This window comes from Cohnella abietis (genome assembly GCF_004295585.1).
GTDB lineage: Bacteria > Bacillota > Bacilli > Paenibacillales > Paenibacillaceae > Cohnella > Cohnella abietis.
Genome location: NZ_AP019400.1, coordinates 6,771,491 through 6,786,072 on the forward strand (window position 1 = coordinate 6,771,491; position 14,582 = coordinate 6,786,072).

Genomic DNA, 14,582 nt, shown 5'->3' on the forward strand with positions numbered 1-14,582 from the left:
CCAGTGATTATCCCCTTTGGGGATGAAGTTCTCTTTAAATCTCAAGCAGACTATGATGGACACCCTTGCTCTTGGCTAGTGGTTGGCAACTACAAACCCCCCAAGTGGACTTTCACCACCTAGTTAATCGCCATGCATGCACGCCACACTTAAAAGAGGCAAACCAATTGGTTTGCCCCTCCTACGAATAGAATATTTGGATTTGGACGGTGTCTGCTATGACTAAGATTTAAGCTGGTCAAACAAAGCTTTAATGTCCGGATTCAAACTTAGCGCGCGCATAATGATACTCAAAGCTTCCGCCCTAGTTGAAGACTCGTTCGGAGCGAAGGTACCCGCAGCGCGGCCTTCAATAATGCCGGCAGATGCTGCCGTCTGAATCTCATCTGAATTCCAATAACCGACTACGTCATTGAATGACGCCGTTTGATGCTTTTCAACACCCTTGAAATCTACGATGCGACTTATGATGGCAATGATTTCAGCACGCGTAATAGCATGACTCGGTCTGAACGTATCGTCTCCATAACCCGTTATTATTCCGTTGGACGCTAGTGCTACAATTGCTTGACTAGCCCAATGATCCTTCACGTCCTTCAGCACCAGCGAGCTGCTCGCAGGTTCGATGTGGAACACTTTAGCTATTATTGCAGCAAACTCTGCACGTGTAATAGAAGCATCAGGACGGAAAGTTCCGTCTTTATATCCGGTTAAGAATCCTAATGTGACGAAAAGATCGATATTCGCTTTACTCCAATGCTCGTTAACATCAGGGAATACGTCCCTAACAGGCTCCGTTTGCGCTTGCTCCACTTTGCCTTTCAAATAGGCTTCGATTTTAGCTTGATCTACTACCGATTTGAAAATAGAAGTCGCAGGCGGTAAAGTAGGCTTCGGCTCGGTTGGCGTAACCAGAGGCGGATTGTACCCTCCGGAAGGTGCGCTTTCCGCTATCGTAACCGTCACTACGTAGTCTTGCTTGTTACCATCTGCAGCGTAAACCGAATACGTTACAGGATTCGTAAAGTCTTGCGTAGTAACGCCGCTTACTTGATTCTGAAGTCCAACCTTCACATCTGCGCCAGTAGTCGTAAAAATAGGTGCCAATTGGGTCACATCTGTACCAAAAGGTACAGTTATCGATACTGTATGAGTAGTCTGATTAACGACTCCGTTACTCTCCGGGCTCGTTAGTTTGAAAGAGGTAAGCTCCTTCGCAGGATTCAAGCCCTTATTAATAATCAGGTTATAAGGGATAACCTGATTATCAGAATCTACCGCATGGATGGCCGGAGATAGACTTAGATCCGATACCGTTACACCCGATTGTTGAACGACACCATTGATTTTAAGATGATCACCTGTTGTCACGAATGTAGCCTTAGCCGCGCTTAGATCCGTTCCATACGGAACATCAAGTGTAATCGTGCGTTGGACTAGATCGATCACTCCGGTCGCCAATACGGGAGAGATGAGGTCAAAAGACTTTAATTGATTGGCTACGACTACCGTGACCACATAATCTTGCTTGTTACCATCGGCAGCGTAAACCGAATACGTTACCGGATTCGTAAAGTCTTGCGTAGTAACGCCGCTGACTTGATCCTGAAGTCCAACCTTCACTTCTGCGCCTGTACTCGTAAAGACAGGTGCCAATTGGGTCACATCAGTTCCAAAGGGGACAGTTACCGATACTGTATGAGTAGTCTGATTAACGACTCCGTTACTCTCCGGGCTCGTTAACTTGAAAGAAGTAAGCTCCTTCGCGGGATTCAAACCTCTATTAACTATTAGAGTATAAGTGATGGCATTATTCTCAGAGTCTACCGCATGGATGATCGGAGACAGACTTAAATCCGATGCCGTGACACCCGATTGTTGAACAATACCATTGATTTTAAGATGATCACCTGTTGTCACGAATGTAGCCTTAGCTGCACTTAGATCCGTTCCATACTGGACATCAAGTGTAATCGTGCGTTGGACTGGATCGATCACTCCGGTTGCGTGTACGGGAGAGATGAGGTCGTAAGAAGTTAGTTGATTGGCTAAGACTACTTTGACTACATAATTCTGTGTCAGCCCGTTCTCAGCAAATACAGTGTACGTTACTGGGCTTGTAAAATCGTCAATCGTTTGGCCCGAACTTTGGACACTGGTTCCAATTTTTATAGATTGACCATTTGTCGTGAACGTTGCGATTTGATTGAGCCTTGAACTTCCGGTAGGCAATACAACAGTTATTGTATGCGTATCTTCATTCACAGTACCCTGTATACCAGCAACGGCATAAGTCAGCATTGCTTTGGTTGAGCTTACATCTGCAGCTGCAGCTTGTACCTTCACAGTATAGGATTGAGTGCCGCCGGCTTCATCACGAACGGTAAAGACAACATCCGATGTAAAATTTAATACGGCTTCTCCGCTAACTTGCTGTACATCATTCACATAAACCCCGGTACCCGTGGACGTAAAAACTGGCGCCAAAGATGTCAAGTTTGTACCGAAGGGAACTGTAAGAGCGATCGTATGGTTTGTCTCATCAATAATTCCGACAGAAGAGAGCGAAGCCAACCCGAAATAAGTGATTTCTTTGGCCGTACTGAGCTCTTTTTGGATATTAACGGTAACTCTATAGTCTCGTGTACTGCCATCCAAAGCCTCAACCATATAAATCAGTGGCTGCGTAAAATCCTGAGCGCTATTACCGCTTACTTGAACAACATCATTCACCTTAACTTTTGCCATCATTTCATCTGTAGTAAACGTGGGCTTCAACGCAGTCACATCCGTACCTTTTGGAACGGTAAGAAAGATCGCATAGGCTTCATCGTCGATAAAGCCCGTCACGGCAGGATTGGACAAATTAAACGACAGTATGGACTTTAAGTTGCTAGGACCGATAGTTACCGTAACTGTATAGACTTGTATACTTCGGTCTTCGGCAACGACCGTTAATGTTTGGGGACTCGAATAATTTGTCCGAGTAACATTACTAGTATGATCAAGAACGGACGCACCTTCGGAAACTGTAAAGATTTCATGCATATTATCAACGGCGGATCGGAAAGGAACGACGACATTGATCTTATGGTTCACGTTATCGATGACACCAGGATTCCCCTCTACGGAAAAAGAAAGAAACTCCTTCGATGAGCTTTCGACTTTCGCAAAAATAACTTGAGGAAATACATTTAGAAATAAACTAAAAACTAGCGCTACTGACGCGGCTTTCTTGAATGCTTTAAACAATATTGTTAGCCTCCTGCTTCATTTTGTAGATCATAGATGTCATATGCTCCACACCTCTTGTATCTATTTCTACAAATTTCGACAAAACCCTCTTTGAGCGTTGATAGCTCAAGATAGTTAAGGGACTATATTAGAGGAGGAATATTTCTTGATAAAGAAGAATCGTCCGCTGTTGCGGGCTTTTTCCTTTTTCTGAATCATTTCTGCCAAATCGAAGGGGTATGGTAGGAGAAGGGAGTGGGGATAACTGGGTCATATCCCCTATTCGGAGGTATAGCCATGTCCGATCATTCCCGTTCATCATTCGGCAACCCCGATGTAGACGAGCCTAATGACTTTGTTCGCGAGCTAATCGAGGCCGTCGGACATCCACCAGACTTTAACCATCATCCCTTTGCGCTGGGTGAGAATTCAATAGGGCACTGTTTGTTCATTGAAACATTGGTCGATACCGACAGAATCGAGAACCTAATTCTTCGTTTTATCGCGGAAGGCTGGCTACCTGATGCATTGGCCAATGAGCCGGATAAGCTGGAAGCTTGGAAGGGGAAGCTTCCCAATGTGAAAACGGCGGTAGCCGACGATATTCATGCATGCATTCAAGGCTTACTAGATGGGAGATGCCTTCTCATCATGCCGGGAGTCGAATGGGCGTTGATGCTGGATGTAGGTAAAACTTATCATCGTCCTGTAGATGAGCCGAAAACCGAAACGACCGTTCGTGGGTCACATGAAGCGTACAACGAAGATATGAATACGAACATTGGTTTACTACGCAAAAGAATTCGTACTCGTCAATTACGATTTGAGGAAATGAAGCTGGGCACCGCAACAGAAACTAAAGTGGTCATCGCTTATATGCAGGATCTAGCCTCGTCAGACACAGTTGAAGAGTTTCGCAAACGACTTCGTTCTATACAATCCGATGGGATTATAGATTGCAGTTATGTCGAGCAATGGATTGAAGATAAAACCCTGCTGCCGTTTCCCATGATCCAGAAAACCGAGCGTCCCGACGTAACCTCCTCTCATCTTTTAGAGGGAAGAGTCATTGTGTTAGTTGACGGTAGCCCCTATGCATTAATAGGTCCCATCACCTTCTGGCAGTTTTTCTCGTCACCGGAGGATTATTTTCAACGGGCGGATATCGCCACCTTAATGCTCTGGATTCGGTTTCTCGCCTTTGTGCTAGCTGTATTCGTTCCAGCTTTATATATTGCCGTAACGTTATATCAACAAGCTTTAATCCCCCCTATGCTATTGGTTAGCTTGTCCTCGCAGAAGGAGGGAGTGCCTTTCCCATCCTATGTAGAGGCGTTTCTAATGACTATTATTTTTGAGGTGCTTCGTGAGGCTGGGTTACGAATGCCTAGAGTCGCAGGTCAGGCCATATCCATCGTCGGAGCTCTTGTGTTAGGGGAGGCAGCGGTTCAGGCAGGCCTTGTTTCAGCAGCGATGGTCATCGTCGTCGCCATTACGGCCATTTCTAACTTTGTCGCTCCCTATTACAACTTCGGACTGTCACAGCGTTTCTTGCAATACGCCTTTATGCTGCTTGCCGGGTTTATGGGGTTGTTCGGCATCTTGTGCGGCTTTCTGCTCACAGTCGTACATCTTGCTTCTTTAAAATCGTTTGGCGTCCCTTATCTAGCACCCGTAGCCCCTGTGTATATCTCGGATTGGAAAGACATTCTGATACGGATACCTCGGCCGAAGCAGAGAACATATCCTCGGATGAGCAAGCCACGTCGAAGAAAAAGGTGACACCACAAGATGAAAGTCAACAATTGGCTCAGGAAGACAAGTCGGTGGCTCATCCTTTTGTCCTGCCTGTATTTGACGGGATGCTGGGATATGGTAGAAGTAAATCAGCTTGCTATCGTTAACTTTATCGGTGTGGATCGAGATCCCGAATCGGGAAAGTATAGTGTGTATTTTCAGATTGTTAATCCGTCAGGCTTAGCTGCCCAGAAATCCCCGGGGACAATTGCCCCTATCTATACCTACCGTATTGATACGACTAATACCATGGACCCGATGAACAAGATGCTTGATTTGATTCCACGAAAGCCGTTCTTTGATCATTATCAGGCGTTGGTAGTGACGGAAAGAATGGCGAGGTGGGGACTGGTGGAGCAGCTCAATTTTTTGGAAAAACAGCCTGATCGCAGATCGACGATCAACCTGATCGTAACCGATTCGTCAATTGAGGACATTATGCAAACCTACCTACCTCTGGAGAAAATGTCGGGCAGGGCGATTCGCTCTATTATTAACAATCAGGCAGCATTTTCGGGAAAAGCGAGCAAAAAATCGATGGTAAAAAGTCTGGTCGACAACCTCGAAAACACAGGCTTGACCGCACATCCACTCATCAGTTTGGCAAGTAAGGACGTCACCTCTTCCGCAACCCGCTATCAGAAAATCGATGCTAATAAAGGCAACTTTATACTGAAGGGTGGAGCTTTATTCAAGCAGGGCATAATGATCGGTAAGCTGACTTCTGACGAAATGCCCTGGTTTAATCTGATGAGCGGAGACATTGACGTCTTGATCCAGTCGCTTACCGTTAACGGCAAGGGTGTTGAAATCCGCTCGGATAAATTGGAGGTTCGAAAGAAGCTGGTGATGCAAGATGGGCGTCCTGTCTTAAAGCTCCATGTCGAGGCAGGATTGCATATAACGGGCAACAATCAGAGCGAAAAGCTGACGGGTGATAATTTGGATCAAATTACCTCAGCCTTTAACCGCCAAGTGTCTGAGCAATCCGAAGAGTTCTTTGAGAAGGGGAAACAGCACGGCTGGGATGTGGCTGGCATTGAAGATACGATTAACCGCAAGCGTGGCCAGGAATGGAAAACAGCGAAGCAAGACAAAAATCAGTGGCGGTTGACGAAGCTCGAGATTACGGTTAGTAGTACGATTAAAACCGTGGGCATCACGATCGACCCCTATGTGGATAAAAAGGAACAGCCATGATTAAGGAACGTATTAGCGGATGGCAGTTTTTCTTATTGACCTTGAACTATGCGGTTGGAACGGCCTTATTCGTCAGGCCGGGAGGTATGATATCCGCAGCGAAGCAAGATGGCTGGATGATTCCACTCTTCTCCGGTGGATTTGCCCTTATAGTCGTCTTTCTTTGGATCGCTTTGGCCAAAGCAAATCCAGAAAGCAGCCTAGTTCAGATTTGTCTCAAAGCCGGAGGGAAAACGGTTGGCGGTTTGTTCGCGTTACTGTATATTTGGTATTTCGTACAAACCTCCAGTTGGGTAACGCGCAATCTGGGTGATTTCATGAAGACTATCCTGATGCACAATACGCCGATTTCCGTGTTTCATATTATGATTCTGGCCGTCGCAGGTTACGCTGTAATTAAAGGAATCGAGACGATAGCAAGAATCAGCGAGTTTTTGACGCCGTTTATCGTTTTCGTCCTCATTGTCATTTACCTCCTGACTTTGACGGAGTGGAACTGGATGCGTTTTGAACCGCCTTTCCAAGCAAAGGCGATGGAGATCGTGGAGGCGTCGCTCCCGATTATCGGCTTTCCCTTCTTGGAGTGCATTGCTCTGCTTATGCTTGTACCTAATGTCACTAGTGGCCTCAAATCCGGCTTATTGCTTGGTTTTATCACGGCAACTTCATTGCTAACCGGCATTGTATTCATTACGATCGGCGTATTGGGGGTAACACGAACATCGCATTTCATGTATCCCTTGTACATCATTGTTCAGGAGCTGCAGGTGGCAGAATTTATCGAGCATGTGGAATCGACGATCGTTATCGTTTGGTTAATCTGGATTTTCCTGAAGCTCTGTATTGCGTATTATTGCGCCGTCGCTGGGATTTGCGAGCTGTTCCAGGTGAAGGATAGAACTTGGATTACCGTTCCGTTATTATTGTTAATCGCCGGGCTAGCGCTAACGATTCATGAGAATGTTGTGGAAAACGTCAATTGGGACAAAGAGTACATCTTCAAATATTCCTGCCTATACGGAATTATTGTGCCAGCGCTTCTGCTACTTGTGACACGCTGGCGGAAGAAACACAAAGGCAAGGGGGAAACTTCTTGAATGGTTTTATCGTGTTCTTTGTCTTAGTATTCAGCGTTATTGTCGTATATCTGATACGCGGTAAAAGACCCGTACGAGAAATTGTGATTTTCACCGTGCTGTCACTGCTAGGGGCTACGGTCTGGATTAGTATTTTTACTAATAACAAGTTCAATCCCGACCGCTTGATTGGTTCGACTATAGATTGGATTGGATTATAGACAGGGCGTGTATTGACCGGCATTCAGTCGGAGGGAACGCCACGTTCTCGAATTGTATGCAAAAGAAAGACCGCGCAGGAGATAGAACTCTGCACAGTCTTCTTATTAAATAGAAGCTTATTTCGTTTTGTTCGCGGCCCAATCGTCTAATTGCTTCTGCTTCTCTGCGATGACTTTATCGATGCCTGCTTTTTTCAATGCCTCATTAAACTTCGACAAGTAAGCGGTCGGATCCAACGTGCCCGTCTCAAGCGCCATCGTATATTGCTGAATGACGTTCTGGATAGCCGCTAATTCTGTCTTGACCGGCTCCGGATTGTACATAAAGCCTAGAGCTGCTGACTTCTGGGCTCCTTTATTAAATTCGTCCATCTGCTGCCAGATATCTGGACTGTCTGTTGCCCAAGGGTAGGCAAGTAGCTGATTACCGAACATCCAGCCTTGTCTGAGGTTGTATCCGCTACTCTTACCATCTGTTCCACTTGGGAAATCAATTGTGCCGTTCTCTTTAACTTCATAGTGCTTACCCTCGATGCCCCAGTGCAAGAGGTTAATGATTTGCTTGTCCGAGTACAACAGGTTGAGGAACATCATCGCACGTTCAGGATCCTTCGAGTTCGCAGTAATAGCGAGCATCGCATTCGTTACTGATAGCGTATTCATTTTTGCGGAAGCAAGCTTGACCTGTGTCAATTCTTTGCCCGTCCAGTTGCCGGTTTGCGTTGTAATACCTGGTTTGCCTTTATTCGGTGTCGCGAATCCAATATTAGCTTTAATATAATCCCGACCTGTCTGGGTTGATGTCGAAATGTCTTTCGGGATATATCCGGTCATAAACCATTTGCGCAAAGTCGTAACGAATTTAAGATATTCTTCGCTCTCGTACAGGTTGACTACTTTCAGGTTTTCCGTATCAGTAAGTACACCGATCATATCGCCGAGAGGGTCTATTGTCGTCATTAGCAGCGGGTACGCGATAGAGCCGCCACCAGAGGCTTTGCCGAGCAAGTTAATTTCGGGATGCTTTTCTTTAATCGCCTTGAAGATCGGCTCCATATCCTCCAGCGACTTCACTTCGCTAACGTCAAGATTGCTTTCCTTCAATAGATCTGTACGCATCAAAATCGTTGGATAGGATGCAAAATCTCTAATACTCGGAATACCATACGTTTTTCCATTGATCTTCGATGCTGAGAGTACATCGGGATCAAATGCAGCAATAATGTCCTTACCGTAGGATTGCAGCATCTCGTCTAGCGGACGAAGCTTCTTCTGTGCAACCTCAGAAATGTACTGATTTTCACCAGTAAAAATCAAATCAATCGGCTCGTTGCCTGAGAACATCAGCACTTTCTGTTGGGTCCATGCGGCTGATTCAATCCTTCTCAGCTTAACCGTTGCGTTAATCTTTTCCTTTGTGATCTTGCTAATTTCTTTCTCGATAAGGCCCAAATCAGTCTGATCCGGTCCCCAGAAGGCAAGCGTGATTTCGTAAGGCTTAAGCTCGCTCTCGCCTGTCCCTTTCGGCGACGCACTGCTTTCGTTCCCTTTGGAACCACCTGAGCTTGAGCAGCCGCTTAGAACTAGAGTTGCAGCCAAGAAAAGGACCAACATCGTGTTAACCGTTTTTGTGAACATAGTGAATGACCTCCAATGGATTTCCATATTTAGCGGATAATACCCTTTAAAGAATGGAGAATAACTATACAGCTTTTAATGCTGCGGAGGGTGATGGAAGCTTCAAAGCGACTGAAGACTTCCATCATCCCCCCGCGATTCACAATACGGAGTCGGGCTGTTTTCTCTGTCTCAACCACATAGCTAGAAATCCGAGAACGCCTGCCACGGATATGACAGCGCAGATCTCATACATGACCTTAGGTCCTAAGTGCTCGAACATCCAACCGCCGAACAAGCCGGCGACAATGCCCGATATGCCGCCCCAGGTCAGCGCGTAAATCGCTTGGCCTGTCGCTCTGTATTCTGGTGGAATCAGATGCGCAGATAGGGCCGTGCCGACGTAATAATAACCGCCGAACGTAATACAGTGCAGAATTTGAATGAAAATAATATGAACTGGACCGCCCACCATCGACATTAATAACCATCGAATAACGAACAAGATACTGATGAGCACTAGACAGCCAAGCATCATTCTCGTCGATTTTTTCAAGTAGCGATCGAACAACAAAAATACAGGTATTTCGAAAATGGCTGATAAGAAAACGGACCAGCCGATGAGTTGATTGGAACCGCCCAAATTAGAAATATACAATGAAACGAATGTTTGGTTAATCGAGTTTGGAATCGATATTAATACCCCAAGGATAACGAAAACGAAGAACACTTTGCTTGAAAGCATAACCTTCCAGTAGCTTTGTCTTTCCATCTTGGGTTTTGTCGTCACTCTTCCCCTAGGCAGGCGGACAGTGAACAATAAGGAAACAATCATCATAACGCCGTATAGTATCCATAGATTAAGTAAGCCAATCTCGGTTAGAACCAAGCCAGCTAGTACTGCGATAATTGCCCAGCCTAGCGAGCCCCAAAGGCGAAATGCTCCGAACTTATGCTTCGTGTTCTCGATGGCGTTCAGAATCAAGCTGTTACTCTGCGAGAACGTGGGACTGTTGAAGAAGAAGAATAAGAGCATTACGGCGAAAATGACAACGTAGTCCCGGATCTGAAACACGATAACAGTCGCTATCAAGTTGCCGACAAGCAGAATAATCAGAATTCGTTTAACATTTTGTAGCCTGTCGCTCCAATATCCCCAGAAAGGATTCGCGAAGATCGATATGAAAGGACCACCCGCCATGATCATGCCGATCTCTACCTTGGTAAGTCCGATCTCCTGAAAATAGAGTGGAAAGAAGGAGGTCAGAATCGCTATCGTACCGTATAGAAAAAAATTGAAGCGCTTAAGCGTTGACAAGGATTTTTCATTAACTTCGCCGGATGTAACAGCCGTAGCCATCGGATGGAAGTCCCTCCTTCGTTACGGGCATCTTTATAATTTTATTGCGGTCGATTTGGAATGCTCGATGATCTCTTCTCGGCTCACTTCTCTCCCCAATCGGTCGGACAAGTAAATCCCTTCGCTAATGAGCATCGTCTGCAAAGCAATATGTGCGCTAGGAAGTAGCTCCACTCTTCCCTGCAATGCAGCTATCCAGTGATGCTGGGACGATTGGTAAGCATCGTAATTCGGCTTCAAGTGATTCCAACGTCCGTCCATCTCATCCAGATTAACGGTTGCGTTCATATCCATATCGCATACCGTAGTGTGGAAGCTGAATGGTGCCAATATCGTTTGGTCCGAATAAGCAGGCAATTTCACTCCACCCTTGTTACCGACGATCGAGCAGCCTTCAATACTACCGAGATGAATGCTCCAAGCTTCATAGATGTCCAACGTTGCTCCGCCTTCGAATTTAACGAGACCTAAGCCTAGCTCCTCTACATCGAAAACAGCTTGCCCCGCGCGGGTTGCATCCATATCCATCTCTCTATAGCCCTTGCCTGATACGCGTTCCACCTTAGGTGTGTCCAGCAAATACAGCATTTGCGCGATATGGTATACGCCCATGTCGATCAGAGCGCCCCCCGCAGCGATTTCTTTGTTTAGGAATGCCGGTGTACCGTAGCCGTCTACAAATGGACGTCCCCGACGACGATGTCCCGTCGCTCGTGCATGATACAGCTTACCGAGCATGCCTCCATCAACAAGTGCTTTCGCGGCTTTCGTTTCCTTGCGGTATAGCGTGCCAAGCTGAACGTGGAGCTTCTTACCGTAAGACTTAGCAGCTTCGATCATGGTTACGCCGTCGCTATATGTACCTGCGATCGGCTTCTCGCAGTAAACGTCTTTGCCAGCTTGGAAGGCAGCAATCGTCACTGGTGAGTGCAAGTTATTATGAAGACACACATCGACGGCTTCAATATCGTCGCGCTTCAGCATTTCATTGAAATCCGAGTAAACATTCGGAATGTTATATTGCTCGGCTACCCGACTAGCTTCTTGTTCATTGACGTCGCAGATAGCGACGATCTCGACATTCTCGATGTTAGCGTAATTTCTCAAGTGAGCCTTGCCTATTAAACCGGCTCCTACAATTCCGATCCGTATGGTTCTTCCCATCCCATTCATCCCCCTGATTATGCTTATGTTTATTTCAAATTAGTTAATATGCGTTTCACAGAAGCGATTGCCCAATCCATCTCCAAGTATTGATTGGCTGGTGAGTTGTACTCGATGCCCCAGTATCCGTCATAACCAACATCCAGCAACGTCTTAACTAACTCCTCAGCTTTGCTAGAGGCTACGGTTTTGCCGTCGAAGTGCGTATGATAAACCCACGGAGCGACGAGGCTGTCTCCGATTTCTTCATCTACATCCCAACGTCCCATATGGAGCAGAATGCCGAAGCTTGGATGATTGACAGCTTCCGCAACCTTTTTCAGATAATGCGGATTTTTTGCGGTTCCCATGTGATTTTCAGGTCCGACAATCAGCCCCAGATCGGCCGCTATTTGGCTAAGCTCTTGGAACTTCTTTACCGTGTATTCGAACTGCTCCTCCGTCTCAGGAACGGAGCTTTTATCTCCCGTGTCGATGCGCACCGAGGTAGCTCCGAGCGTATCTGAAATTTTCAAGTAAGCGACAGCGTTGTTGAAGAGCAGCTTCCGCTTATCTGGATCCTCATCCCACATGTGGGCGCCGTCTACTGCAATGTTGACGACCTTCATTTCCTTCTCATCAATAGCTTCGCGAAGCTTGGTAATATAGGCCTCATCAGGCAAAGAGAAAATATCGTCGCGTACTCCTATGAAAGCGCCATTCCACAAATCTACCGTATCCAGACGATACCTGTATTTCGAAGACTCTAGATACCCGAACGTATCCATCTTTCCTTCTTTCATTGTGTTGAAGAATGAAAAACCGCCGATGCTGATTTTCACGTTAACGCCTCCCAGTTTCAGTAAAAGATCATGTTGTTCGTTCATGTTGTTCGTTCATGTTGTATGTTCATGCTGCTCGTTCTTGTCCTCAGGTGCATTCGCCCTGTCCGCATCACCCCCTCTCCATTCAGAAAAGCTATGTCGATCGCGGTACTTCAGATTAGCTTTGACTTAGCCTTTAATTGCACCAACTGTTAATCCCTTGACGAAAAACCTTTGGAAAAACGGATAAGCGATGAGGATCGGTAGTGAGCCGATAACCGCAATTGCGACCCGCACCCCTTGCGTTGGTATAACGTCTCCGTCTACTCGGGTCGAGTAATCGACGTTATCAAGCAAGTATTGGACGTTTAGCAGAATCGTATTAAGCAGCACCTGGATGCTGTACAATCTATTGTCCGAAATATAGATCAGCCCATTGAACCAGTCATTCCAATAGTTGATCACCTGGAACAAACCAACCGTCGCTAAGACGGGAAGGGACAGTGGCAGCACCATTTGCATAAAGATTCTAAATTCCCCTGCACCATCTATGTGCGCCGATTCCAGAATAGCTCCGGGTACCGACACCGAGAAGAACGTTCGCAGTAGAATAACGTAGAAGGCACTGACCAGCAGACCCGGAACAATTAGCGCGAGAAGCGTATTATCGATATTGAATACGTTTGCATAAATCAGATAGGTTGGAACCAATCCACCATTGAAGAGCATTGTGAAGAAAACGAAGAAGGAGAAGAAGCGGCGTGCAGGCAATTCTTTCTTGGATAGCGGATAAGCCAGTAGTGTCATCAGAATTAGACTGACAACCGTTCCGACGACAGTAATGAATACCGAAATCCCGTAAGCATTGAAAATATCGGTAGATTTCTCAAAAATAAATCGGTAGCTCTCCAGGCTGAATTCACTTGGAAAGAACGTGTACCCTTCCCGAATAATCGTGTTCTCGTCTGTGAATGATGCCGATACGAGAAGCAGAAATGGAATGAGGCAGAACGCTGCAATAAGCACGAAGATGACATGGATGACGCTTTGTTCCAACGTGTTTCTTCTCAATGGATTTGTGCCCCCTTAGAACAAAGAGTTGTCTGGATTTATTTTTTTAACTACATAGTTGGAGAAAATGATTAGCACAAATCCGACGACGGACTGGTAGAATCCAGCAGCAGAGGCCATCCCAATGTCTCCGTTCTTAAGCAGCGCGCGGTACACATAGGTGTCCAAGACGTTAGTCGTTGGAAGAAGCGGTCCCGAATCCATCGGAACTTGATAGAACAGGCCGAAATCTGCGTAAAATATTCTTCCGATCTGCAGCAAAGTCATGATTACGATGATAGGTGTTAGCGATGGGAGTGTAATATGCCAAATTTGTTTGAACTTCCCGGCACCATCTATCGTTGCTGCCTCGTAAAACTCGTGATCGATCCCGACAACCGCGGCGAAATAAATAATGCATAAGTATCCGACGGTATGCCATACTTTCACGATCGTCAGAATGATCGGCCAGTACTTGGGCTCCGTATACCACATGATTGGATCCACTCCGAACAAGGGCAGAATAGAGTTGTTTACGAACCCCGTCTCCATGCTTAGCAACGAGAACACTAAGTATCCGATAATAACCGTCGAGATCAGGTAGGGCAGCAGAATCGCGCTTTGGTAAAATCGGCGCATGAAGCGGCCTTTCAATTCATTGAGCATAATGGCCAGCACGACCGATAAAACCAAATTCAAGACAATAAACCCGGCGTTATACAATATCGTGTTTCTCGTGATGATGTAAGCTTCCGATGTTTTGAACAAATATTCGAAATTCCGGAATCCGATCCAATCCCCACCGAAGACGCCCTTAGAGAAATCAACCTCCTTGAAAGCGATTACAACTCCGGCCATTGGAATGTAGTTATTGATTAACAAATAAGTAATTCCAGGGAGGAGCATTAAGTACAGTACTCTGTATTTTCTTATATTTCGAAATGCTGCTAGGTTCAACCAAGTCGTCATAGCGATACCCTTCCCCTCTGTGTAATGACTTCAGGATGCCTCGTGAATGTTTCCCTTTTATTCTGAGCCACAGACTTTTTTATTGTCGTAA

General features: G+C 46.0%; 11 protein-coding genes. 4 read left to right on the top strand and 7 right to left on the bottom strand.

Features of this window, described 5'->3' with window-relative positions:
- Positions 1 to 222: 222 nt before the first annotated feature.
- The gene (locus tag KCTCHS21_RS29620) at positions 223 to 3,252 is read right to left on the bottom strand and encodes an SGBP N-terminal domain-containing protein (protein WP_130616078.1); all 3,030 of its coding nucleotides are present in this window, start codon (positions 3,250 to 3,252) and stop codon (positions 223 to 225) included.
- A gap of 279 nt (positions 3,253 to 3,531) precedes the next feature.
- Between KCTCHS21_RS29620 and KCTCHS21_RS29625 the strand changes: the two genes are divergently transcribed.
- Genes KCTCHS21_RS29625 through KCTCHS21_RS29640 form a run of 4 tightly spaced genes read left to right on the top strand, consistent with a single transcriptional unit; the run spans position 3,532 to position 7,528 of the window.
- Entirely contained in the window at positions 3,532 to 5,016 is a 1,485-nt protein-coding gene (locus KCTCHS21_RS29625; RefSeq protein WP_130616079.1) for a spore germination protein, read from the top strand.
- Between the two features lie 9 nt (positions 5,017 to 5,025).
- On the top strand, positions 5,026 to 6,231 hold the full coding sequence (locus tag KCTCHS21_RS29630) for a Ger(x)C family spore germination protein (protein WP_130616080.1): 1,206 nt from the start codon (positions 5,026 to 5,028) through the stop codon (positions 6,229 to 6,231).
- Positions 6,228 to 7,328, top strand: coding sequence for a GerAB/ArcD/ProY family transporter (locus KCTCHS21_RS29635; RefSeq protein WP_130616081.1), 1,101 nt, complete (start codon positions 6,228 to 6,230; stop codon positions 7,326 to 7,328). Before KCTCHS21_RS29630 ends, KCTCHS21_RS29635 begins: the two co-directional genes overlap by 4 nt.
- Positions 7,325 to 7,528, top strand: coding sequence for a hypothetical protein (locus KCTCHS21_RS29640; protein WP_130616082.1), 204 nt, complete (start codon positions 7,325 to 7,327; stop codon positions 7,526 to 7,528). The genes KCTCHS21_RS29635 and KCTCHS21_RS29640 overlap by 4 nt, the downstream gene beginning before the upstream one ends.
- Positions 7,529 to 7,645: 117 nt before the next feature.
- On the opposite strand, the gene KCTCHS21_RS29645 is transcribed toward KCTCHS21_RS29640, so the two are convergent.
- From KCTCHS21_RS29645 to KCTCHS21_RS29670, 6 genes are all read right to left on the bottom strand, one after another.
- Positions 7,646 to 9,166, bottom strand: a complete 1,521-nt coding sequence (locus tag KCTCHS21_RS29645; RefSeq protein ID WP_162309406.1) for an ABC transporter substrate-binding protein — start codon at positions 9,164 to 9,166, stop codon at positions 7,646 to 7,648.
- Positions 9,167 to 9,305: 139 nt separating this feature from the next.
- Positions 9,306 to 10,505, bottom strand: coding sequence for an MFS transporter (locus KCTCHS21_RS29650; RefSeq protein ID WP_130616084.1), 1,200 nt, complete (start codon positions 10,503 to 10,505; stop codon positions 9,306 to 9,308).
- 33 nt (positions 10,506 to 10,538) lie between these two features.
- On the bottom strand, positions 10,539 to 11,669 hold the full coding sequence (locus KCTCHS21_RS29655; RefSeq protein WP_130616085.1) for a Gfo/Idh/MocA family protein: 1,131 nt from the start codon (positions 11,667 to 11,669) through the stop codon (positions 10,539 to 10,541).
- A gap of 29 nt (positions 11,670 to 11,698) precedes the next feature.
- Positions 11,699 to 12,490: a sugar phosphate isomerase/epimerase family protein gene (locus KCTCHS21_RS29660; protein WP_130616086.1), complete on the bottom strand. Its 792-nt coding sequence runs from the start codon at positions 12,488 to 12,490 to the stop codon at positions 11,699 to 11,701.
- A gap of 171 nt (positions 12,491 to 12,661) precedes the next feature.
- On the bottom strand, positions 12,662 to 13,543 hold the full coding sequence (locus tag KCTCHS21_RS29665) for a carbohydrate ABC transporter permease (protein ID WP_130616087.1): 882 nt from the start codon (positions 13,541 to 13,543) through the stop codon (positions 12,662 to 12,664).
- Between the two features lie 15 nt (positions 13,544 to 13,558).
- On the bottom strand, positions 13,559 to 14,491 hold the full coding sequence (locus tag KCTCHS21_RS29670) for an ABC transporter permease (RefSeq protein WP_232058005.1): 933 nt from the start codon (positions 14,489 to 14,491) through the stop codon (positions 13,559 to 13,561).
- Between the last annotated feature and the right edge of the window lie 91 nt (positions 14,492 to 14,582).